The organism is Saccharomonospora sp. NPDC046836 (assembly GCF_040645195.1).
Lineage (GTDB): Bacteria > Actinomycetota > Actinomycetes > Mycobacteriales > Pseudonocardiaceae > Prauserella_A.
Genome location: NZ_JBEYXW010000017.1, coordinates 1 through 21,750, shown reverse-complemented (window position 1 = coordinate 21,750; position 21,750 = coordinate 1). Strand labels below are relative to the sequence as shown.

Annotated in this window: 21 protein-coding genes; 11 read left to right on the top strand and 10 right to left on the bottom strand. The window is 70.1% G+C overall.

Annotation, left to right across the window (positions count from 1 at the left end; translation table 11 throughout):
- Window positions 1-64: 64 nt before the first annotated feature.
- Window positions 65-1,054 (top strand): TIGR03557 family F420-dependent LLM class oxidoreductase, encoded by a 990-nt coding sequence (locus ABZ863_RS19810; RefSeq protein ID WP_358537577.1) that lies wholly within the window; start codon window positions 65-67, stop codon window positions 1,052-1,054.
- A gap of 3 nt (window positions 1,055-1,057) precedes the next feature.
- Here the strand turns inward: ABZ863_RS19810 and ABZ863_RS19805 are convergent, their stop codons facing one another.
- Window positions 1,058-2,284 (bottom strand): alpha/beta hydrolase, encoded by a 1,227-nt coding sequence (locus ABZ863_RS19805; protein ID WP_358537575.1) that lies wholly within the window; start codon window positions 2,282-2,284, stop codon window positions 1,058-1,060.
- A gap of 146 nt (window positions 2,285-2,430) precedes the next feature.
- Here ABZ863_RS19805 and ABZ863_RS19800 point away from each other — a divergent pair, with 146 nt between their 5' ends.
- On the top strand, window positions 2,431-3,015 hold the full coding sequence (locus tag ABZ863_RS19800; RefSeq protein ID WP_358537574.1) for a DUF5134 domain-containing protein: 585 nt from the start codon (window positions 2,431-2,433) through the stop codon (window positions 3,013-3,015).
- 60 nt (window positions 3,016-3,075) lie between these two features.
- Here ABZ863_RS19800 and ABZ863_RS19795 read toward each other — a convergent pair whose 3' ends face one another.
- Complete coding sequence (locus ABZ863_RS19795; protein WP_358537572.1) at window positions 3,076-4,347, bottom strand: DUF222 domain-containing protein; 1,272 nt, start codon at window positions 4,345-4,347, stop codon at window positions 3,076-3,078.
- A gap of 126 nt (window positions 4,348-4,473) precedes the next feature.
- Between ABZ863_RS19795 and ABZ863_RS19790 the strand changes: the two genes are divergently transcribed.
- Both ABZ863_RS19790 and ABZ863_RS19785 read left to right on the top strand, forming a co-directional pair.
- Complete coding sequence (locus tag ABZ863_RS19790; RefSeq protein WP_358537571.1) at window positions 4,474-5,217, top strand: SDR family oxidoreductase; 744 nt, start codon at window positions 4,474-4,476, stop codon at window positions 5,215-5,217.
- An 83-nt stretch (window positions 5,218-5,300) separates the two neighbouring features.
- Window positions 5,301-5,597: a hypothetical protein gene (locus ABZ863_RS19785; protein WP_358537569.1), complete on the top strand. Its 297-nt coding sequence runs from the start codon at window positions 5,301-5,303 to the stop codon at window positions 5,595-5,597.
- A gap of 6 nt (window positions 5,598-5,603) precedes the next feature.
- Here the strand turns inward: ABZ863_RS19785 and ABZ863_RS19780 are convergent, their stop codons facing one another.
- A complete protein-coding gene (locus tag ABZ863_RS19780; protein ID WP_358537568.1) occupies window positions 5,604-6,848 on the bottom strand; it encodes an APC family permease in 1,245 nt (414 codons plus the stop codon).
- 40 nt (window positions 6,849-6,888) lie between these two features.
- Here ABZ863_RS19780 and ABZ863_RS19775 point away from each other — a divergent pair, with 40 nt between their 5' ends.
- Both ABZ863_RS19775 and ABZ863_RS19770 read left to right on the top strand, forming a co-directional pair.
- Complete coding sequence (locus ABZ863_RS19775) at window positions 6,889-7,329, top strand: hypothetical protein (protein ID WP_358537565.1); 441 nt, start codon at window positions 6,889-6,891, stop codon at window positions 7,327-7,329.
- Between the two features lie 23 nt (window positions 7,330-7,352).
- Window positions 7,353-7,796 (top strand): SRPBCC family protein, encoded by a 444-nt coding sequence (locus tag ABZ863_RS19770; protein WP_358537563.1) that lies wholly within the window; start codon window positions 7,353-7,355, stop codon window positions 7,794-7,796.
- A gap of 4 nt (window positions 7,797-7,800) precedes the next feature.
- On the opposite strand, the gene ABZ863_RS19765 is transcribed toward ABZ863_RS19770, so the two are convergent.
- From ABZ863_RS19765 to ABZ863_RS19750, 4 genes are all read right to left on the bottom strand, one after another.
- A complete protein-coding gene (locus tag ABZ863_RS19765; RefSeq protein WP_358537560.1) occupies window positions 7,801-9,468 on the bottom strand; it encodes a fumarate hydratase in 1,668 nt (555 codons plus the stop codon).
- Between the two features lie 213 nt (window positions 9,469-9,681).
- A complete protein-coding gene (locus ABZ863_RS19760; RefSeq protein ID WP_358537558.1) occupies window positions 9,682-10,713 on the bottom strand; it encodes a sigma-70 family RNA polymerase sigma factor in 1,032 nt (343 codons plus the stop codon).
- A gap of 248 nt (window positions 10,714-10,961) precedes the next feature.
- Window positions 10,962-11,387, bottom strand: coding sequence for a D-aminoacyl-tRNA deacylase (gene dtd / locus ABZ863_RS19755; protein ID WP_358537555.1), 426 nt, complete (start codon window positions 11,385-11,387; stop codon window positions 10,962-10,964).
- Window positions 11,384-12,883, bottom strand: a complete 1,500-nt coding sequence (locus ABZ863_RS19750) for a methyltransferase (protein ID WP_358537553.1) — start codon at window positions 12,881-12,883, stop codon at window positions 11,384-11,386. Before ABZ863_RS19750 ends, dtd begins: the two co-directional genes overlap by 4 nt.
- 80 nt (window positions 12,884-12,963) lie before the next feature.
- Between ABZ863_RS19750 and ABZ863_RS19745 the strand changes: the two genes are divergently transcribed.
- Window positions 12,964-14,238: an amidohydrolase gene (locus ABZ863_RS19745; RefSeq protein ID WP_358537551.1), complete on the top strand. Its 1,275-nt coding sequence runs from the start codon at window positions 12,964-12,966 to the stop codon at window positions 14,236-14,238.
- Window positions 14,239-14,277: 39 nt separating this feature from the next.
- A complete protein-coding gene (locus ABZ863_RS19740; protein WP_358537548.1) occupies window positions 14,278-14,592 on the top strand; it encodes a DUF3099 domain-containing protein in 315 nt (104 codons plus the stop codon).
- A gap of 2 nt (window positions 14,593-14,594) precedes the next feature.
- Here the strand turns inward: ABZ863_RS19740 and ABZ863_RS19735 are convergent, their stop codons facing one another.
- Together ABZ863_RS19735 and ABZ863_RS19730 are read right to left on the bottom strand one after the other, a co-directional pair.
- On the bottom strand, window positions 14,595-15,467 hold the full coding sequence (locus ABZ863_RS19735) for a sugar kinase (RefSeq protein WP_358537546.1): 873 nt from the start codon (window positions 15,465-15,467) through the stop codon (window positions 14,595-14,597).
- Window positions 15,464-16,363 carry a pseudouridine-5'-phosphate glycosidase gene (locus ABZ863_RS19730; protein WP_358537869.1) on the bottom strand — a complete coding sequence of 300 codons (900 nt, stop codon included), beginning with the start codon at window positions 16,361-16,363 and terminating at the stop codon, window positions 15,464-15,466. The genes ABZ863_RS19735 and ABZ863_RS19730 overlap by 4 nt, the downstream gene beginning before the upstream one ends.
- Before the next feature lie 108 nt (window positions 16,364-16,471).
- On the opposite strand from ABZ863_RS19730, the gene ABZ863_RS19725 reads away from it, so the two are divergent.
- A complete protein-coding gene (locus tag ABZ863_RS19725) occupies window positions 16,472-16,720 on the top strand; it encodes a DUF3039 domain-containing protein (protein ID WP_358537544.1) in 249 nt (82 codons plus the stop codon).
- On the opposite strand, the gene ABZ863_RS19720 is transcribed toward ABZ863_RS19725, so the two are convergent.
- Window positions 16,687-17,844 carry a YihY/virulence factor BrkB family protein gene (locus ABZ863_RS19720; RefSeq protein WP_358537542.1) on the bottom strand — a complete coding sequence of 386 codons (1,158 nt, stop codon included), beginning with the start codon at window positions 17,842-17,844 and terminating at the stop codon, window positions 16,687-16,689. The genes ABZ863_RS19725 and ABZ863_RS19720 overlap by 34 nt on opposite strands.
- 245 nt (window positions 17,845-18,089) lie before the next feature.
- Here ABZ863_RS19720 and ABZ863_RS19715 point away from each other — a divergent pair, with 245 nt between their 5' ends.
- A complete protein-coding gene (locus ABZ863_RS19715; RefSeq protein WP_358537539.1) occupies window positions 18,090-19,844 on the top strand; it encodes a DEAD/DEAH box helicase in 1,755 nt (584 codons plus the stop codon).
- 702 nt (window positions 19,845-20,546) lie between these two features.
- Window positions 20,547-21,671 (top strand): substrate-binding domain-containing protein, encoded by a 1,125-nt coding sequence (locus ABZ863_RS19710; protein WP_358537536.1) that lies wholly within the window; start codon window positions 20,547-20,549, stop codon window positions 21,669-21,671.
- Window positions 21,672-21,750: the final 79 nt, after the last annotated feature.

Genomic DNA, 21,750 nt, shown 5'->3' with positions numbered 1-21,750 from the left:
CGGTGGCAGGGGTAGGTTGGCGGGAAGCCACACGTACCGGGCACGCAGAAGGGCGGTTGGGGTCGTGAGTGGAGTTCAGATCGGCATCGCGGCGGCACTCGAGCAGTTCTCGCCGCGGGAGTCCATCGAGTTGGCGGCGCTGGCCGAGCAGCACGGGTTCTCCGGTCAGATGGCGGCAGACCACTTCCAGCCGTGGGTACCCGCCCAGGGCGAGGCTTCGTTCGTGTGGAGCGTGCTGGCCTCGCTCGCCGAGAACACCACCGGCGACCTCGGCCCCGGGGTGACCTGCCCGACCTTCCGGCAGCACCCCGCGATGGTGGCGCAGGCGGCGGCGACGCTCGAGGCGACCTACCCAGGCCGCACCTGGCTGGGCATCGGCTCGGGGGAGGCGCTGAACGAGCACATCGTCGGCGGGTACTGGCCGGAGGCCCCGGAACGGGTACGCCGGATGTTCGAGGCGCTCGAGATCATCCGGAAGTTGTTCACGGGCAAGGACGTCAAGCACAAGGGTGAGTTCTTCACACTGCACACCACGCGGCTGTGGACGATGCCGGACGTTCCGCCGCCCATCTACATCGCCTCGGCAGGCCCGTACACCTCGCGTAAGACCGGTGAGCTCGCCGACGGCCTGATCACCCCGGGTGCGTCGTTGGAGAAGCTCGCCGGGATCCTGGACAACTTCGGCAAGGGCGCGCGCACGGCTGGCAAGGACCCCGACAGCATGCCCAAGCTGCTGCAGGTTCACCTGTCCTGGGCGGCGACCGACGACGAGGCCTGGAAGAACGCGCTCGAGCAGTGGCCCAACGGCGGGATGAAGTTCCCGAAGGCCGACATCCGCTCGCCGTTCGACTTCGAGCAGATGGCCAAGCTGGTCCGGCCGGAGGACTTCGCGGGCCGCATGGTGGTCTCCGCCGACCCGGATGTGCACCGGGCCGCGCTGCAGAAGTTCATCGACGCCGGCTTCAACCGCATCTACATCCACAACGTGGGCCGCAACCAGCAGGAGTGGATCGAGGTCTTCGGCCGCGAGGTGCTGCCCAAGCTCACCGCGTAGCGCCTACCGGTAACGCTGGTAGGTCCACTCCAGGAAGCGCTCCACGCCGCGGACGACGTGGGCGCTGCGGATCGACGGGAACAGGTCGAACGCGTGCTGGGCACCGGGGATCTCCGCGTAGGCCACCGGGTGCGGCGATACCGCGCGCAACCTGCCGACGAAGTCCCTGGCTTCCTGCACCGGAACCATGGTGTCCCGTTCGCCGTGGATCACGAAGAACGGCGGCGCCTTGGCGGTAATGCGGTCCAGTGGTGAGGCGGCCACGTAGTCGTCGTGGTCGCGCACCGGATCCTTGCCGACGACGTACCGGGCCAGCAGGTGGCGCAGCCGTGTCTCACTCGCCCTGGATCCGCTCGTCCCGGCGAAGTCGTAGACGCCGTAGTGCGGAATGCACGCCTGGATGCTGGTGTCGACGTCGGTGAAGCCAGGTTGCAGGCGCGGGTCGTTGGCCGTCAGCGCCAGTAGTGACGCCAGGTGGCCACCCGCCGAGCCGCCCGTCGTCACGACGTAACCGGGATCCCCTCCGTAGTCCGCGATGTGTGCCCTGATCCACGCGAGCGCCCGTTTCGCGGCGACGATGTGCTCCGGCCACTGCGCCGCGGGGGAGAGCGGGTAGTTGATGGCGACGCACACCCAGCCGCGCTGTGCCATGTGCAGCATGAGCGGGATGCCCTGCTGGTCCTTGTTGCCGACGATCCAAGCGCCGCCGTGCACCTGCAGCAGTACCGGCCGGCCGGACACGGCGGCGCGCGGGCGGTAGATGTCGAGCAGGAACCGCCTGCCGCCTGGCGCGTAGGCGATGTCGTGGTCGCGGCGAACCTCCTTGCCGTCCAACCGGAACGGCAGCACCAGCTGGCCCCACGGTGTGGCCAGGTCCTTGGCGTTCGGTGGTCGGCGCAGGCCCTGGCGGTAGTCCGGGCCGAGTGCCTCGACCAGTGCGTCCTCGACGGCGCCACGAGCCCGCTGCGCTGAGGCGATGAGCCCGGCCAGCCCCGCCGCGGACAGTGCCGACATCGCCAACCCGACCCTGTCGGCGCCGCGCCAGCCGCGACGGGCGAGGTGGGCCGCGGTGTCGGTAGCGGTCAGGGCGAGCAGTTGCGGCGCCAGTTCCGCGGTGAGCCAGCCGGCGAAGAACGCACTGATCGAGGTACGCGGACCGGACAGCGGGCGCAGGGCGTTGGCGGTGAGCCCCAGTTGCAACGCGCGACGGGTCCTGAACGTGGGTTGCATGCTCCGCGAGCGTACCGGGTCCCGGTGACGGCGATGGAACATCACGCCGCCCGCCACGCGGGTCACCTGGCTGCCCTCTGGCGCGCAGCCGCCCGTGTCTGCGACGGTGAGTGGCACGCCGTAGGTGATGTCGAGCGAGGTGGGGCATGCAGATTCCGGCGATCGTGGCGTGGATACTCACCGGCACGTTCCTCGCTCTGACGTACCCGTGCCTGGCGCGCCTGACCAGGCTCGACTATGTGCGACTCGGTAGTGGGGTGCGGCACATCGATCTCGCGGGCCTGCTGATGACGCTCGCCATGGTCGCGATGGTGTCCCCGGTGGGCGGCCCGATCCCGGTCGCGGGCTGGCAGGCGGTCTTCCTGGTGGTGGCCGGCTGGTTCCTGTTCGCGTCACTGCGCGACCGGATGGCGGCGGGGGTGTGCCGTCGCTGCGATCTCCACCACGGCTTGTCGGCGCTGGCGATGCTGTACATGCTTGCGGCGATGCCGCATGCCGGGCACGCCACGTGGCCCACCATGGCGGACGCGCCGGGCTCGCTCGCGCTGCCGGTGATCGCCGTACTTGCGGCCGCGTACTTTGGCTTCGACGGTGTGCAGGCCGGGGCGCGTGCGGTGCGTTCGCTGCGCAACCGTGGCCCGGACGGGCTGCCCGCAGGGTTCGCTTCGCGGGCCGTGTGCCGGGTCGTGATGGGGCTCGGCATGTCGTACCTCTTCGTCGCAACGCTGTGAGCCGAGTGCGGTACGGATGACCGCCGCGCCGCACCCGCTCAGCCCACTTCGCAGGTCGGGTCATGATGCCAGCGCCATTGGGCTCCGTGTGGTGGCGCGATCGGGTTTCAGTCTCGCGGGGATGGTGTGGAGGGTGTTGCGGCGGGGTTGTTGTTCGGGGTCGCTGTGGGGTGGTGGGATGTACCAGGGGATTCCGTTGGTCATGCGGATGGTCCAGTTGCTGTGGTGCACCACCCGGTGGTGATGTGGGCAAATGAGGGTGAGTTTGTCCAAAGTGGTCGGTCCGCCGTTGCTCCACTCCACGATGTGGTGCGCTTGGCACCACTTGGCCTTGCGGTCGCAGCCCGCGAAGGTGCAGCCCTTGTCTCGGTGGATCAGTGCCCGCCGGAGGCTTCGGGGTACCGTGCGGGTCGTCCGCCCGACGTCGAGGACCTCGCTGGCGGTACCGAAGACCATGGGGGCCGCTTTCGCGTCGCAGGCCATCCGTCGGATCTGCCCCGCCGACATCGAGAGGTGACCGTCCACGAGGCCCTGTCCGATCCCGGTGGTGAGCTGGTCGAGGGTGGCCGACACCAGCAGCGTGACCGGTTCTCCCGCCTCGGTGGGGGTGTCCGGGCAGCGGGCGGCCAGGGCGAGGATGTCGGCGAAGGCGTCGCCGTAGCGTTCGTCCCGGGAGCGGAGGTCCGGGCCATCATCGCTGGACCGGGGAGCGGTTAACGGTGACAGCAGGTTGGCCAGCAGCGCGCCGGTTTCTTTGTCCAGCCCGAATGTTCCGGTGACGCCGTTGGCGGTTTCGCGGAAGTCCAGCCACCGTTTCGGCTGTATCAGGGTGTCATCTTTGGGTTCGGCGCCATCAGGGTCCAGGCGTTCCCGGATCTCCCAACCCAGCCTGGCGGTGATGCGGGGTTCACTCATCGTTGCGGCTTCGCACAAGATTTTCTCGGCTGCGGCCCGGTCTTCGTCGGTAGCGTCAAGCGGTAGCTGGCGGATCGCCTCCACGTGCTCGGGCCCGATCGCGCCGCCCCGCAGGGTGTCCGCGGTCGCCGGCAGGTCCGCCGCCACCGGCGCACCCGACGTGGTGACCGAAGGCAGCAACGCGCGGGCGTGGGCAACCATGCGCCGCGCATCAGCTGGATTGAGGTTGAACATCTCCCGGACCAACGCGCCGACACCGGAACAGCCCTGTGTGGCAGGCAGACCTCGCGCGTCGATCTCCGCGATCAACGCCAACTCGTCGGCATACGACTTCCGCCGCCGCTGCTCCTTCTCTCGCAGGGCGTCCAGAAGTTCCTTATCCCCCAACGACATCGGGGAGATCACGTTCTCACACACAAACACAGCCTACCACAACGCTCGAACATGTGTTCGAGTTTTTTGGGAGGGCGGAGGGGAGGTGGCCTTCCGTCCTGATTGGACATTCTGGTGCGCCGGAAACAGAACCGCTCCTATCATCACCTCATGGCGAGTGAGCGGGTGGCAGTGGTGACAGGTGCCGGGTCGGGCATCGGCAGGCAGGTGGCGCAGGCGTTGCTCGGTGCGCACTATGGGGTCGCGCTGGCGGGGCGTCGTGAGCAGCCCCTCGTCGAGTCGGCGGCCGGATCGTCCGCCGCGCTCGTGGTCCCCACCGATGTCACGGATCCCGACGCGGTGGCGGCGCTGTTCGCGGCGGTGCGTGACCGGTGGGGCCGGGTGGACGTGCTGTTCAACAACGCCGGCACCTTCGGCGTGCCGGGCTCGGTCGACACCTTGCCGGTGGACGACTGGCGGCGGATCGTCGACGTCAACGTCACCGGTATGTTCCTGTGCGCCCAGCATGCCGTGCGCCTGATGAAGGTGCAGCGGCCACGTGGCGGGCGCATCATCAACAACGGCTCGATCTCGGCACACGCGCCACGACCGGACAGCGTGGGCTACACCGCCACCAAGCATGCGATCACCGGCCTGACGAAGTCGATCTCGCTGGACGGCAGGGCGTTCGACATCGCCTGCGGGCAGATCGACATCGGCAACGCCGCGACCGAGCTCACCGCGGGCATCGCGGTGGGCGCCAGGCAAGCCGACGGGAGTACGCGGCCGGAACCCACGTTCGACGTCCAGCACGTCGCCGAGACGGTGCTGTTCATGGCGGAACTGCCGCTGTCGGCCAACGTCCAGTTCCTTACCGTCACCGCGACCGCGATGCCGTTCATCGGCCGCGGCTGAGCTGAAAAACCGTGCATTGACCCTGCACCGCGTTCACGCGCACGCTGCGGGACACAGGGGACCGTGCGTGGAAGGGCCGGGCCATGACATTCATGCAAGTCATCGAGTTCAAGACCTCGCGCTACAACGACGTGAACGAGCTGGTCAACGGCTGGATGCGGGAGACAGAGGGCAAGCGGACCGCAACCCACGCGGTTATGACCAGTGACCGTGACCGTCCCGGAAGCTACCTGGAGATCGTCGAGTTCCCGTCCTACGATGCGGCCATGGCGAACTCGAACCTGCCCGAGACCGGCAAGTTCGCGGCACGGATGAACGAGCTGTGCGACGAGCCGCCGGTCTTCCACAACCTCGACGTCATGCGCGACGAGTCGTTGTAGCGCGGCCTACGAATGCGTCCTCCGGCGCAGGGCGTAGGCAGCCGCGCCGGCCACGAGTACACCAGCTCCTGTGACCACAGAGGACAGTGGAAGGCTGAACGCCAGCAGCGTGCAGCCCGCCAGGCCGATCGCAGGCACGATGCGGTTGCCACCCAGTGTCCACGCGCTGGCATTGGCGATCGCGTAGTAGGTGAGCACGGCGAACGCGGAGAAGCCGATCGTGCCACGCAGGTCGGCGAACGACACCAGGATCGCCACGGCCACGCCGACCGCCAGCTCCGCCCGGTGCGGCACCGCGAACCGCGGGTGCACGGCGGCGAGCGGCCGGGGCAGGTGGCCGTCCCTCGCCATCGCGAAGACGGTCCGTGACACACCGAGCACCAGCGCCAGCAGCGCGCCGAGCGCGGCAAGTGCCGCCCCGGCCCGCACCGCAGGGACGAGACCCGACCATCCCGTGCCCGCCACGGCCTGCGCGACCGGATCGGCCGTGGTGGCGAGCGCGGCAGGTCCCAGCTGCAGCAGCAACACCACCGCCAGGACGGCGTAGACGGCGAGCACGATGCCGAGCGCGATGGGGATCGCGCGCGGGATCGTCCGTGCCGGATCGCGGACCTCCTCCCCGAGTGTCGCGATGCGCGCGTAGCCGGCGAAGGCGAAGAACAGCAGACCCGCCGCTTCCAGCACGCCGAGCGGGCTCGTCTTGGGGAAGGGAGCGAGGCGCTGCGTGCTGAGGTCACCGGCCACGACCATCGCCGTCACGGCGGCCGCGAGCACGAGCAGACTGACCGTCACCAGCACCGCCGTCGCGCGTGCCGACCGCTGCACCCCGCGGTAGTTGAGGCCCGTCAGCGCGGCGACGACCAGCACCGCCAGCAGGCTCCGCCAGGGCTGGCCGAGCCCGGGTGCCGCATACACCACCACCGTCAGCGCCATCGCGGCGCAGCTCGCCGTCTTCCCCACGACGAAACCCCAGCCGGCGAGGTAGCCCCAGAAGGGGCCGAGGCGCTCCCTGCCGTAGACGTAGGTACCACCGGAGGCCGGGTAACGCGCAGCCAGCCGTGCCGAGGACGTCGCGTTGCAGTACGCCACCACAGCCGCCACGGCGAGACCGAGCAGCAGCCCGGAGCCGGCCACACGTGCCGCCGGCGCGAACGCGACGAACACGCCCGCACCGATCATCGAACCCAGCCCGACGACGACCGCGTCCGCGGTGCCGAGCCTGCGAGCGAGTTGGTGTGGTTGCGCGCTCATGGGATGCAACCTACCGGTGCCCCATTGCCGTCCCCGGTCTATGAGGTGTACAGCGACGATCATCGGAGTCGGCGCCGGGCTGCTCCTGCTCACCGGCTGCGGTGCCGAGCAGGCCCCGCCCGGGAGCGTGCCAGGGAGCCTGCCGGCCGCAACAACCAGCGAGCCGGTCAGGGAAGCGGCCGGTGAACCCGCGCGGGTCGACGGCGCCGCGCTGCCCGAGGGCTACCCGGTCGACGTCTCGGTGGCAGGCGATGGCCGCACACTGACCGTGGTCGGGCAGGAGGGTGGCTGCAGCAGTGCCGGGGCCGAGGTGGCCGAGCAGCGTGCCGACCGCGTCACGATCACCATGATCGAGACCAAACCCGTGAGTAAGGACCTCGCCTGCACGATGGACATGCGCTACCCGCCCATCACTGTGCGGCTCGACGCCCCGCTCGACGGCCGGCTCGTCGTGCTCCGCTACATGGAGCGGAAAACCTGACCAGACCGGTCTAGTGTGGCGCCATGACACGCCGTCAGGTCTCCGTCACCAGGACGATCGCCGCCACTCCCGAGCAGATCTTCGAGCTGCTGGCCGATCCCACCCGGCATCCGCTGCTGGACGGATCGGGGACCGTCACCGCGGCTCGTGAGGACAACCCGGAACGGCTCGAACTCGGTTCGACGTTCGGGATGAACATGAAGATGGGCGCGCGCTACCGGATCACCAACACGGTTGTGGAGTACGAGAAGAACCACCTCATCGCCTGGCGGCACTTCGGTGGTCACCGCTGGCGCTGGCGGCTCGAACCGGCAGCGGACGGCCGGACCACGGTCACCGAGACCTTCGACTGGTCGACCGCGCGCGTGCCGTTCCTGATCGAGCTCGCCGGGTACCCCGCCAGGAACAAGGCCGGCATCGTCGCGACGCTCGACCGCCTGGCGGGGATGTTCCCGGAGCAGGGCTGACCGGTCAGCGGAACGAGATCTGCAGCACCGGCTCGGCGGTCTCGGCGAAGAAGTCGTTGCCCTTGTCGTCGATGACGATGAAGGCGGGGAAGTCCTCGACCTCGATCTTCCAGACGGCTTCCATGCCGAGCTCCGGGTACTCCAGCACCTCCACCTTCTTGATGCAGTCCTGGGCGAGCCGGGCTGCCGGGCCACCGATGGAGCCGAGGTAGAAGCCGCCGTGCTGCTGGCAGGACGTGGTGACCTGCTTCGACCGGTTGCCCTTGGCCAGCATCACCAGTGATCCGCCCGCGGCCTGGAACTGCTGGACGTAGGAGTCCATCCGGCCCGCGGTCGTCGGCCCGAACGAGCCGGAGGCGTAGCCGTCCGGCGTCTTCGCCGGGCCCGCGTAGTACACAGGGTGGTCGCGCAGGTACTGCGGCATCTCCTCGCCCGCCTCCAGCCGCTCGGCGATCTTGGCGTGCGCGATGTCCCGCGCCACCACCAGCGGACCGGTGAGGCTCAGCCGGGTCTTCACCGGCAGCTGCGACAGCTGCGCCCTGAGCTCGGCCATCGGACGGTTCAGGTCGACCGCCACGACCTCCTCGGAGAGGTCGTCCTCGGTGACCTCGGGCAGGAAGCGGGCCGGGTCGCGTTCCAGCTGCTCGATGAACACGCCCTCAGCGGTGATCTTCGCCTTGGCCTGGCGGTCGGCCGAGCAGGACACGGCGATGCCGACCGGGCAGGACGCACCGTGCCGGGGGAGCCGGATCACCCGCACGTCGTGGCAGAAGTACTTGCCGCCGAACTGTGCGCCGATGCCGAACTGCCTGGTCATCTCGAGCACCTGCTGTTCGAGGTCGGTGTCACGGAAGCCGTGGCCGAGCGGTGAGCCCTCCCGCGGCAGGTCGTCGAGGTACCGCGCGGAGGCCAGCTTGGCGACCTTGAGGTTGAACTCGGCGGACATCCCCCCGACAACAATGGCCAGGTGGTACGGCGGGCAGGCGGCCGTGCCGAGGCTGCGTAGCTTCTCGTCGAGGAAGCGGGCGAGCCGTTTCGGGTTCAGCACCGCCTTGGTCTCCTGGTAGAGGAACGTCTTGTTGGCGCTGCCGCCGCCCTTGGCCATGAACAGGAACTCGTAGCCGGGTTCGGCAGCACCATCTCTGTGGTACAGCTCGACCTGCGCGGGGAGGTTGGTGCCGGTGTTGCGCTCCTCCCAGAAGTTCAGCGGCGCCAGCTGCGAGTAACGCAGGTTCAGCTCCTGGTAGGCCTCGAAGACACCCTTCGACAGGGCCTCCTCGTCGCCGCCGCCGGTCAGCACGCCCTCGCTGCGCTTGCCGATGACGATCGCCGTGCCGGTGTCCTGGCACATCGGCAGCACACCCCCCGCCGAGATCGCGGCGTTGCGCAGCAGGTCCATCGCGACGAAGCGGTCGTTGCCGCTGGCCTCGGGGTCGTCGACGATCGCGCGCAGCTGCTCCAGGTGCGAGGAGCGCAGCAGGTGCTGGATGTCGGTGATCGCCGTGCGGGCCAGCGTGGTCAGCGCCTGCGGTTCGATCTCGAGAAAGCGCCTGCCGCCGGCCTTGACGACGCGCACACCGTCGGCCGTGACCAGCCGGTACTCGGTGCGGGTGTCCTTACCCAGCGGGAGGACGTCGGTGTGCTGGAACTGTGTGGTGGAAGAGACAGTCACTGCTTGCGCTCCGTCGCACGTCGGCCGAAAGGGGATTCCGACCGTACCGCGCGTCGTGACGGCGCGTGGTGAGCCCGGCCCGCGGCGCGACGCAGATCACCCGCGATCCGAGGGAGCGGACACGGATATGCGGAAGGCCGGGCCCAACCCCGAAGGACCCGACCTTCCCTGGACGGCGGCAAGTACGCGTGGAACCCGCCGCGAAGCCCGATATCAGCTCGCGTAGGCGCGCAGCCGGTCGGCACGCTCGCCCTGGCGTAGCTTGGACATGACCTCGCGCTCGATCTGGCGCACCCGCTCGCGGGACAGGCCGAAGTACTTGCCGATCTGGTCGAGGGTGCGGGGCTGCCCGTCGTCGAGGCCGTAGCGCAGCCGGATGACGTGCTGCTCGCGGTCGTCCAGCGTCCCCAGCACCCGCCGCAGGTCGTCCTGCAGCAGGCCGGAGATGACGGCGCTCTCCGCGTCGGTCGCCTCGGAGTCCTCGATGAAGTCACCCAGCGGCGCGTCCTCCTCGGCGCCGACCGGCATGTCGAGGCTCACCGGGTCACGAGCGTGGTCGAGCAGGCTCGCCACCTTGTCCTCGGCGATACCGGACTCGGCGGCCAGCTCCTCGTTGGTGGCCTCGCGGCCGAGCTGCTGGTGCAGGTCGCGCTTGATCCTGGCGAGCTTGTTCACCTGCTCCACCAGGTGCACCGGCAGCCGGATCGTGCGCCCCTGGTCGGCCATGCCGCGCGTGATCGCCTGCCGGATCCACCAGGTGGCGTAGGTCGAGAACTTGAACCCCTTGGAGTAGTCGAACTTCTCCACGGCACGGATGAGGCCGAGGTTGCCTTCCTGGATCAGGTCGAGCAACGGCATGCCCCGGCCGGTGTAACGCTTCGCCAGCGACACCACGAGACGCAGGTTCGCCTGCAGCAGATGGTTCTTGGCGACCCGGCCGTCACGGACGAGCGCCGACAGCTCGAACCTGCGCTCGGCGGAGAGCCCGGGGGTGCTCTCCCGCATGTGCTCGGCGAACACTCCGGCTTCGATCCGCTTGGCGAGGTCGACCTCCTGTGCCGCCGTCAGCAGTGCGGTCTTGCCGATGCCGTTGAGGTACACCCGCACGAGGTCCGCAGCGGGACCCTGTGCGTCGAGGTCGGGTTCCTCGGTAGGAGTGGGGACCGCGTCGTCCTCGAAAGCGGGCATCGGGATGTCCCGCTCGCGGATCCCGCGGGCCTCACGTTCGAGAGTCTGGACGGACATTCTGCCTCCCCGGTCAACGGGCTGACGTGTTGTGCGGTGCTCACGCCTGCGTTGCGCATCGCGCTACGAGCCTGTGGAACTCGCCTACGCGAGCCCAGCTTGCTGGCTGGACATTCGGGTCAACGTCGGTGTGCGCGAAATCGTTCCCGGACTCGAGCGGCATGTTGAGCGGCTCACGTTCGAGCAAAGCTGAGCTTTTCCTGAGACGACTCCGGGCAAGCGATCAGCGGCGTTTTCCTTTACCTGGTCTAAACCTCGACCAGTACGGTGAATGGTCCGTCGTTTACGCTGTGCACGGCCATCATCGCGCCGAACCGCCCCGTTTCGACCGTCGCGCCCCGCTCCCGCAGTTGCTGCACCACCGTGTTGACGAGCTCTTCCGCCGTCTCCGGCCGGGCAGCGGCTGTCCACGATGGACGGCGGCCTTTGCGGGTGTCGCCGTAGAGGGTGAACTGGCTGACCACAAGTAGTGGCGCATGCGCACTCGCGCATGATTCCTCGTCGCGCAGAATGCGCAGCTCGTGCAGTTTGCGGGCCATCGTCGCGGCCTGCTCGGCTGTGTCGTCGGTGTGAATTCCCAGTAATACCAACAGACCTGGTTCGTCGATTGCGCCGACGACCTCGCCGTCGACGGTGACCCGCGCTTCGGTCACCCGCGCTGCGACTGCCCTCACCGCGCGCCCTCGGCCACCGTCAGCATCCCGTGCCGGACGAGCTCACGGACCACCGGCAGTGCCGCCGTTGCCAGCGCCGCACTGTCGAGGCCGTGTGCGGCGGCCAGCAGTTCGAGAAGACCGGACAGCGGCAGCACACCCCGGCAGCCCGCGAGCAACGCCATCGCCAGTTCGTCGAGTTCGTGCTGCCAGCCCGGTCCGTCGGTGCGGTGCAGGCGGCGCACCACGGTCTGCCAGCCGTCGTCCCCGGGCTCGGCGATTCGTTCGAGCACCACCGTTTCCGGCACGAGGAACACGGTGTCCAGCAACGCGGCATCGTGCCGGCGTAGCCACTCCACCCGGTCGAGCCAGGCCGCGGCCTCGGTGCCGAGCGGGTCGTCGAACGCCTGCCGCAGGTCCTCGCACACGATCGTGGGCTGGCTGTCCGTTCGGCGCAGCGTGACGAAGCCGAAGCCGACGCCGGCCACGCCCGCTGCAGCGAACCAGTCCAGCCACGTACCGGCTTTGGCCATGCCCTCGGGTGAGCGCGGGTCGATCCCCGCGTCCCGCAGCCACGTGCCCACGTAGAGCGCCGGGTCGGCGACATCGCGCTGGACGAACCACGCATCGGTGCCGTGCGGCAGCCAGCGCGTCACCCGGTCAGCCCAGTCCTCGCCCTCGATGTGTAACCACGAGGCGAGCAGGTGACCGACCCCGCCCTCGGTGAGGAAACCGGGGAGCTGGCGCACCACGAGCGCGCTGGCATCGTCACCGGCCAGCCCCGAGTCCCGGTAGACGTAGTCGACGCGAGCAGGGCCGACGACGAACGGCGGATTGCACACGATCTGGTCGAACCGCCTGCGGGCGACGGGCGTGAACCACCCGCCCCGCACCAGCTCGACGTCCAGCTCGTTGAGCCGGAAGGTGCCCTGTGCCAGGCGCAGGGCCCTGGCCGAGACGTCCGTTGCGGTGATCCGCTGTGCATGCCTGCTCGCGTGCAGTGCCTGCACCCCGTTCCCGGTGCCGAGGTCCAGCAGCGAGCCGACAGGGCGCCGGCTGGTGGCGCGGACCAGGCTCAGCGAGGCGTGCCCGACACCAAGCACATGGTCCTCCGTGACCGGGCGGCCCAGCTGCTCGGAGTCGAGGTCGGCCACCACCCACCACGAGCCCTCGTCATCGGCGTGCGGTCGCACGTCGAGCCCGGCGCGCAACAGGTCGCCGTCGGCCCGCAGCAGTCCGGCGGCCAGCGCGTCCTCGAGCGGCAGCGGCGCGAGCGCACGCCGTACCTCGGCGGCGGGCTCGGCCGTGCCCAGCAGAAAAAGCCGGATGAAGGTGCCGAGGGTCCCGGCGTCCAGGCTCGCCCGAAGCGCGGGCACCGGCTCACCTCGGCCGAGCGCGGCGTGCGCCTCGGCACCCAGCACGCCGACCACCCCGTCCGCGTCGTAGCCCGCCGTGCGGAAGGACTCGCGCAGCCGGGCGCAGAACTCCTCGGTCAGCTCGGGAAGATCACCGTTCACGGTGTGTCATCGTCCCACGGCGAACGGGTCCGCCCGTGCACCGGCTGGCATCGCCCACCCCAGCGTGGTCAGATGGCGCGATGCGCAGTCGTGCTGCCAGCACCGTGCTGTCCGGCCTTGCCGCCGAGCTGCCCGAGCTCGATGAGCTCTATGTCGACCTGCACCGCCATCCGGAGCTGTCGTTCCAGGAGACACGCACGGCCGCCGTGCTCGCGGACCGGTTACGCGCCGACGGTTACCAGGTGCACACGGGCATCGGCGGCACCGGCGTGGTCGGGGTGCTGCGCAACGGCGCGGGCCCTGTGGCGCTGCTGCGGGCCGACATCGACGCGCTGCCGGTGCAGGAACGGACGGGGCTCGACTACGCCAGCACAGTCCGCGCGACCGATGCGGAGGGCCGGGACGTGCCGGTCATGCACGCGTGCGGGCACGACATGCACGCCACCTGGCTGTCCGGAGCCGCCAGTAGGCTCGCGGCGGCCCGGCAGGCCTGGTCCGGCACCGTGCTGGTCGTCTTCCAGCCGGGGGAGGAGTCCGGTGGTGGGGCGCGGGCGATGGTCGCCGATGGGCTCTTCGAGCGCGCGGGCGTGCCCGATGTCGTACTCGGCCAGCACGTCGCCCCCGCTCCGGCGGGCTGGGTGCTCACCCGGCCCGGGGTCCTGATGGCCGCCACCGACGCCATCCGCATCACGCTGCACGGGCGGGGCGGTCACGGCTCCCGTCCTGAGACCACGGTCGATCCGGTGGTGCTGGCGGCCTCGGTGGTGCTGCGGCTGCAGACGATCGTGTCGCGGGAGCTCGCGGCCACCGAGTCCGCGGTGGTCACGGTCGGTTCACTGCACGCCGGCACGACGCACAACGTCATCGCCGACGAGGCGACGCTCGAGGTGAACGTGCGCACCTTCGACTCGCAGGTCCGCAGCCGGGTGCTGGCCGCGATCGACCGGATCGTGCGCGCCGAGGCGCAGGCGGCGGACGCGCCGCGCCCGCCGGACATCGTCGAGCTGGCGACGTTCCCGGTCACCGCCAACGACGAGGCCGCCACCAGCCGGCTGACCGACGCGTTTCGCGCGTACTTCCCGGACGGCCGGGTACAGGAGGCGCCGCAGGTGACCGGCAGCGAGGACTTCGGCGAGTTCGGCAGCGCGGCCGGTGTGCCCTCGGTGTTCTGGCTGGTCGGCGGGGCGGACGAGCGGACCGTGCTCGACGCGCTGGCCGCCGGCCGCTTCGAGCGTGACATCCCCTCGAACCACTCGTCGCTGTTCGCGCCGGTGCGTCACCCGACGCTGCGCACCGGCGTTGAAACCCTTGTCGTGGGCGCACTCAGCTGGCTGCCAGCCCGGGGTGTCGGCTGAGTCGGGGCGGTGGGACCATTGAGGGTGGAGGTGGTTCCGGTGAGCGAGCACGACAGGCAGATCAACCCGGTGCTGATCACCGAAGCAGCGCCTTCCTACGACGACGAGCTGGCCGCACGCAAACGCAAGTACGTGCTGACCATGGGGATGCGCATCCCGTGCCTCGTGCTGGCCGGTGTCTTCTACCACACCTGGTGGCTCGCGCTCGCGTTCCTGGTGCTGTCGGTGCCGCTGCCGTGGATCGCGGTGCTGATCGCCAACGACCGGCCGCCCCGCAAGGCCGAGAAGGTCAGCCGCTACCAGCGCCACAAGGCACAGATCGAGGGCCGCTCGCACAAGGTGATCGACGGCTGAGCTCAGCCGGTGGGCTGCGCGCCCACTTGGCGGACAGCTAGTGTGCCGAGAGTGACGCCCGCACGTAGGGCGTCGATCGTGGGTTCCCCGCGGAGCCAAGCGGCCAGCAGCCCGGCGTTGAACGCATCCCCGGCCCCGGTGCTGTCGATACACGGCGCGGGCTCGGCCGGCATCGTCAGCACGCCGTCGCCGTTGACCCAGGCCGCGCCGTCGAGGCCCGTGGTGACCACGACCGCGCCGACGGTGCCGAGAAGGTCCTGTGCCGCCGCGACGCCGGGGCGGCCGGTGAGCGCCTGCAGTTCGACCGCGTTGGGCAGCAGCAGATCCACCCCACGGACGTCATCGAGGAAGCCGGCCGGATCGGTGAGCAGCGCCGCGGACTGCGGGTCCACCGAGGTGCTCAGCCCGGCCTCGCGCGCGGCGGTGAGCGCCGCCAGCCCCGCGGGCCGCGACGACGGATCGAGCAGCACGTAGCCGGACAGGTGCAGGTGCCGCGCGCCAGCCAGTGCCGCGCGGCCGACGTCGGCAGGGGAGAAACGTTTGTTGGCGCCGCGGTCGGGCAGCATGCTGCGCTGACCGTCACCGTCGACCAGGACGACCACGCAGCAGGTGGCGGTGTCCGGGTCGATGGCGAACGCGCATTCGACGCCGGCGGCCTCCAGTTCGGTACGAACCAGCCTGCCTCCCGGATCGTCGCCCACCCTGGCCACGAGCGTCGGCGCAGTGCCAGCCGCGCGTAGCCACAGCGCGGTGTTCGCGCCCGCTCCGCCGCCGGTGAGGCGGACGCTGGCGCGGGTGTCCCCGCCATGCGCGACCGGTCCGTCGTGCCGGGCGACGACGTCGAGGCCGGCGTCGCCGACGACGACCACCTTCACGACGCCAGCTCCACCGCCACCTGAGCGGCCAGCGCCGCGTTCGCCAGCACCAGCGCCTCGTTGGCGTCGAGACTCACCCCGCCGCTGGCGGTGTGGAAGTGCTCCAGCAGCACCGGTGTGACGTCCGAGCCGTGCACGTTGCGGGCCTTGACCAGGTCGAGGCCCTCGGCCAGCAGCCGGTCGTGCAGTCCGGCGTCCATCTCGGCCTCGGCGGGGATCGGGTTCGCCAGCAGCACCCCGGAGTCGGCGAAATGGCGGTGCGCGGATACCGCGGCCGCCACCTGCCGGGGGTCGTCGACCCGGTGCGGCACGGGCAGGCCGGAGGAGCGCAGGTAGAACGCGGGGAACTCGTCGACGCCGTAGCCGAGCACCGGCACCGAGTTGGTCTCCAGCACCTCCAGCGTCGCCGCGATGTCGAGGATCGACTTCATGCCCGAGCACACGACCAGGACGGGAGTGCGTTCGAGTGCACCGAGGTCGGCGGAGACGTCCCAGGTCACCGTCGATCCCGGCACCGGAAGGTGCACCCCGCCGAGGCCGCCCGTGGCGAACACGCCGATGCCGGCGGCGTGCGCGAGCACCGACGTACTCGCCACGGTCGTCGCGCCGGATCGGCCGCGCGCGATCGTGGGCCCCAGGTCGCGCACGGACAGCTTCGCCAAGTCCGCACCGGGGGCGCAGATCCGCTCCAGCTGGGCGGGGGAGAGGCCGACCAGCGCCGTGCCGTCCAGTACCGCGATCGTGGCCGGGACCGCACCGGCGTCCCGCACGACCTGCTCGAGCCGGCGCGCCACGTCGAGGTTGCGGCCGGGCGGCAGGCCGTGGGAGAGCAGGGTGCTTTCCAGCGCGACGACGGCAGTGCCGTCGGAAAGGGCGTCGGCCACCTCGGCCGACATGGCGAGGCGCTGCGGGGAGGTGCTGATCACCTCAGCATCTTGACCCACCGGCCGGTCGCCGGCTCCCGGTGGGTCGGCCGGGCAGGCGCGATGCGGCATCATGGACGCGTGAGTACGCAGACCTTGCCTGATGTCGACACCCGCCCAGAGGGTACCGACGCCACTGATGACGACTCGCCGAAGATGTTCCACTACGTGCGGAAGAACAGGATCGCCGAAAGCGCGGTCATGGGCACGCACGTGGTGGCGCTGTGCGGCGAGGTGTTCCCGGTGACGAAGTCGCCGAAGCCGGGCTCGCCGGTGTGCCCCGAGTGCAAGCGAATCTACGAGAACCTGCCACCCGGCGGCGGCGAGTAGTCCGCGTTCTCGGTCCCCGCAGGGCCGCGCGGGCCCGCCGGGGGACTCCCCCCGGCGGGCGGTCCGTCCCCGGATTCCGGTTCTGGTTTGCGCGGCTTGCGCAGCGGAGTCGTGGTGCGCTGCCACAGGCTCCTGCCTTCTTGCTCCTGGAGCCGTTCGTTCGCGCGTTCCATCTCCAGCCGCCGCCACTTGCGGCGCTGCCTGCGGGTCATCTTCGCAGGCCACAGCTCCTGGATGGCGCTGTTGAAGTAGGCGCCGCCCACGATCGCGAGCCCGATGAAGAAGGTGAACAGCAGGAAGGCGATCGGGGTCGCGAGCGCGCCGTAGGTGTAGCCGGTCGTGGTGATCCAGGCGATGTAGATCCGCAGCCCGATGCTGGACAGCAGGAAGATCACCATCGCGAGTACGGCTCCCGGCAGCCCGCGGTGCCAGGGCAGCTTGCGTGGTAGCGCCAGCTTGTACAGCGTCGCGAGCGCGACCACGAGCAGCGCGCCCACGGTCGGGTAGTACAGCGTGCCCACCCACCCTGAGATGGTGTGCCGCCAGTCGACCGGGAAGAACTGGGGCAGCAGGTCAGGCCCGATCGCGATGATCGGCAGACCCACGACCAGCAGCACCAGGCTCACCAGGTAGAGCAGCAGCGCGAAGATCCGCTGCCACACCTCGTTGCGCACACCGTACTGGCCGTGGGCGACCGTGATCGCGTCGACGAACGAGGACATCGCGGAGGAACCCGCCCACAGCGAGATCAGAAAGCCGACCGAGACGATCTCGCCCTTGCCGGTGGTCAGGATGTCGTTGACCGTCGGCTGGATGATCTGGTTCACCACACTGCCGCTGAAGATCGTCGCGGAGAAGGCGATGATCTTGTCGTGCACGGCGCGCACGACGGCGCCGCCGAACCAGTCGCCGAGGAACCCGAGACTGCCGAGCAGGCCGAGCAGCAGCGGTGGCAGCGACAGTGTCTGCCAGAACGCGGCCTCGGCCGACTCCGAGAAGATGTTGCCTTCCCACGCTTTGCTGAAGGTGCGGCCGATCAGGCGCAGGGGACCGTTGCGCCTGGCCCGTGGCTCAGGCGCGCGCCCGCCCTCGCCGTCCTGTGTCCTGGGTCCTCGCGTCTCCATTGCGGTTCAAGCATGGTCCATGGGCTGGCATTCGGCGCGTTGGGTCCCGCTGAATGAAGCCGGCCGGCCGTCTGGGCGGTGGTGGGCGGGAGGCTCGGCGTGCCGTGGACGGCCCCTGTCGGTGCGGCCGGGTACGCTCTCCGGGCGCCCTCACCGCGTACCCGGCACGGCTGCCGGGTCCGTCCATGTGGGGGCCTTCGTATGTGTCGTGAGCGGTTCGCGGGTGGAGGGGAGTGGCAGCGTCGGTGTCGGATACGGCCCAGGCCCAGCACGGTTTCGCCGCACCCGAACCTCAGCACGACGCCACGGCCCGCCCGCTGCGTGCCTGGCAGCGCAGGGCGCTCACCAAATACCTGACGCAGAAGCCCAAGGACTTCCTCGCGGTCGCGACGCCCGGCGCCGGCAAGACCGTGTTCGGGCTGCGGATCGCCGCCGAACTGTTGTCCGACCGCACGATCGAGGCGGTCACGATCGTGACCCCGACAGAGCACCTCAAGCACCAGTGGGCCACCGCGGCGGCTGCCGCCGGGATCGCCATCGACTCGAACTTCCGCAACACCACCGGCGTCACGTCATCGGACTACCAGGGTGTGGCGGTGACGTACGCGCAGGTGGCCGCACATCCCAACCTGCACCGGGTGCGCACGGAGAACCGCAAGACGCTGGTGATCCTCGACGAGATCCACCACGCAGGCGACGCCAAGTCGTGGGGTGACGCGGCGCTCGAGGCGTTCACACCGGCCGTGCGCAGGCTCGCGCTCACCGGGACCCCGTTCCGCAGCGACGACTCGCCGATCCCGTTCATCAGCTACGAACCCGATGGCGATGGTGCGCTGCGCAGCAAGGCCGACCACTCGTACGGCTACAGCGACGCGCTTGCTGATGGTGTCGTCCGGCCGGTGGTGTTCCTGGCCTACTCGGGGGAGGCGTCGTGGCGCACCAGCGCCGGCGACGAGTTCACCGCACGACTCGGTGAGCCGCTGACGGCCGAGCAGACGGCGCGGGCGTGGCGGACGGCACTGGACCCGAGCGGGGAGTGGGTGCCCTCCGTGCTGCAGGCCGCCGACACCCGGCTCACGCAGCTGCGGTCCAGTGGCGTTGCGGATGCCGGCGGGCTGGTGATCGCGACCGATCAGGACTCCGCACGTGCCTACGCCAAAATCCTGACGAGGCTCACCGGCGAGGCGCCGGTCGTGGTGCTGTCCGACGACCCCAAGGCGACCAGCCGCATTGGCGAGTTCTCCGAGTCGACGGACCGCTGGCTCGTGGCGGTGCGCATGGTCTCGGAGGGCGTCGACGTGCCGCGGCTGGCCGTCGGCGTGTACGCGACCAGTGCGTCGACCCCGCTGTTCTTCGCGCAGGCCATCGGCCGGTTCGTGCGTTCGCGGCAGCCGGGGGAGACCGCCAGCGTGTTCCTGCCCAGCGTGCCGGTGCTGCTGGAGCTGGCGAGCGAGCTGGAGGCCGAGCGCGATCACGTGCTCGGCAAGCCGCACCGGGAGAAGGACGGCTGGGACGACGAGCTGCTCGTCGCGGCCAACCGCACCCAGGACGAGCCGGGCGAGGAGGAGAAGGCGTTCACGTCGCTGGGTGCCTCGGCCGAGCTGGACCAGGTGATCTACGACGGCAACTCCTTCGGTACGGCCGCGTTCTCCGGCAGCGACGAGGAGCAGGAGTACCTCGGCCTACCGGGGTTGCTGGAGCCCGACCAGGTACGGGCGCTGCTGCGTAAGCGGCAGGAGGAGCAGCTCGCCGACGCCAAACGGCGCAAACCGCAGCTGGAGCAGCAGGGCGAGCCGCCGCCGCGGCCGCGATCGGTCGGCGAGCGGCTCCAGTCGCTGCGCAAGGAGCTCAACACGCTGGTGGGCGTGTACCACCACCGCACCCGCAAGCCGCACGGCGCCATCCACAGCGAGCTGCGCCGCATCTGCGGCGGCCCACCCACCGCGGTGGCCACCGTCGAGCAGCTAGAGGAACGGATCGCCACCCTCCGCTCCTGGTAACCGCGAGTCCCCCGCTCGGGCCCGCGAGTCTCCCGCTCGGGCCCGCGAGTCTCCCGCTCGGGCCCGCGAGTCTCCCGCTCGGGTGGGCGAGTCCCCCGCTCGGGTGGGCGAGTCCCCCGGCCGGGCGTGCGAGTTGCCCGCTCGGGCCCGTGAGTCCCCCGCTCGAGCGTGCGAGTTGCCCGCTCGGGCCCGTGAGTCCCCCGGCGGCGCCCGAGTCCCCCGCTCCGGCTCGCGAGTTGCGCGCTCCGGCCCGGGCGCGCGAGTCTCCCGGTCCGGCGCGCGAGTTGCCCGGTCCGGCGACTGAGCTGCCCAGGCCGGTGGCACGTGGCACACCGAAAGCGGAACCGGCGCCCTCGTGCGGCCCGCTGGGTGCCGGACGGGGAGCTTCACGCTGCCGAGCGGGCAACTCGCCTGTCCGAGGGTGCAACTCGCGTGCGCAAGCGGGCAACTCGCCGACCTGGGCGGGCAACTCGCCGACCTGGGCGGGCAACTCGCCGACCTGGGCGGGGGACTCGCGAGCCGGAGCGGGGGATTCGCGGGTTACCAAACCGTGTCCGTATTCGAGGCGCTTGATCGGTACAGATCACCTTCCGCTCTCTGGTTTGGCGGGCATATGTTGTCGCCCACAACATTTTGCGCGACGTAGCGCCGATCCCTTCCGGGGGCGCCGCTCGTCGGCTGGGACTCCGGAAAGGTGCACGGATGCGGACCAAGAGACCCCTTGCCTTCGCTGCCGCCGTTCTCGGCACCACCCTGACGCTGGCAGCGTGCGGAGCCAACACCGCGGGCGACAGCGGTGACCAGACCAGCGGCCAGGAACAGGCCGCAACGAACGGCAAGGTCGGCGTGATCCTGCCCGAGACCGCCTCGTCGGCGCGCTGGGAAGGTTTCGACAAGCCCATGCTGGAGGCCGCGTTGCGCGCCGAGGGCTTCGACGCCGACGTGCAGAACGCTCAGGGCGACGTCCAGAAGTTCACCACTCTGGCCGACGGCATGATCTCGCAGGGCGTGAAGGTGCTGGTCATCGCCTCGATCAACAGCGAGGTGGGCAGCGCCGTCGCGGCCAAGGCCAAGAACGCGAACATCCCGACCATCGACTACGACCGGCTCAACCTCGGCGGCGGCTCCGACTACTACGTGTCCTTCGACAACGTCAAGGTCGGCGAGCTGCAGGGCCAGGGCCTCGCCGACGCGCTCAAGGACAAGCGTGGCGCGCAGGTCATCGAGATCGAGGGCGCCCCGACCGACAACAACGCGACGCTGTTCCACGAGGGCCAGCGCAACGTGCTGCAGCCGCTCTACGACTCCGGCCAGCTCCGGCTGGTGCAGAGCCAGCCCATCGACGACTGGAACAACCAGCGGGGTGGCACCACCTTCGAGCAGATCCTCACCGGCAACGGCGGCCAGGTCGACGGTGTCGTGGCGGCCAACGACGGGCTCGCGGGCGCGATCATCACCGTGCTGAAGAAGAACGGGCTCAACGGCACGGTGCCGGTGACCGGGCAGGACGCGACCCCGGACGGGCTCAAGGCGATCCTGCGCGGCGACCAGTACATGACCGTCTTCAAGCCGATCAAGGAGGAGGCGGAGGCCACGGCGAAGCTTGCCGCCGCGCTTGCCAACAACGACGGGGCGGCGGCCGACGCGCTGGCCACCGGCTCCACGCACGACCCGAAGGGCAGCCGCAACGTCAAGTCGGTGCTGCTCGAGCCGTACTTGATCACGAAGGACGACGTGAAGCGCGTTATCGACGAGGGTTACGTGAAGTCGAGCGAGGTCTGCACCGGCGATCTGCAGGCGGCCTGCGCCGAACTGGGGATTTCCTGACCGGGAGCCGATCACCGGGGCGGGGGGCGCGGGCGGACCGCCCCGCCCCCGCGGGCGGGGGCGGAACAAAAAAATGGGG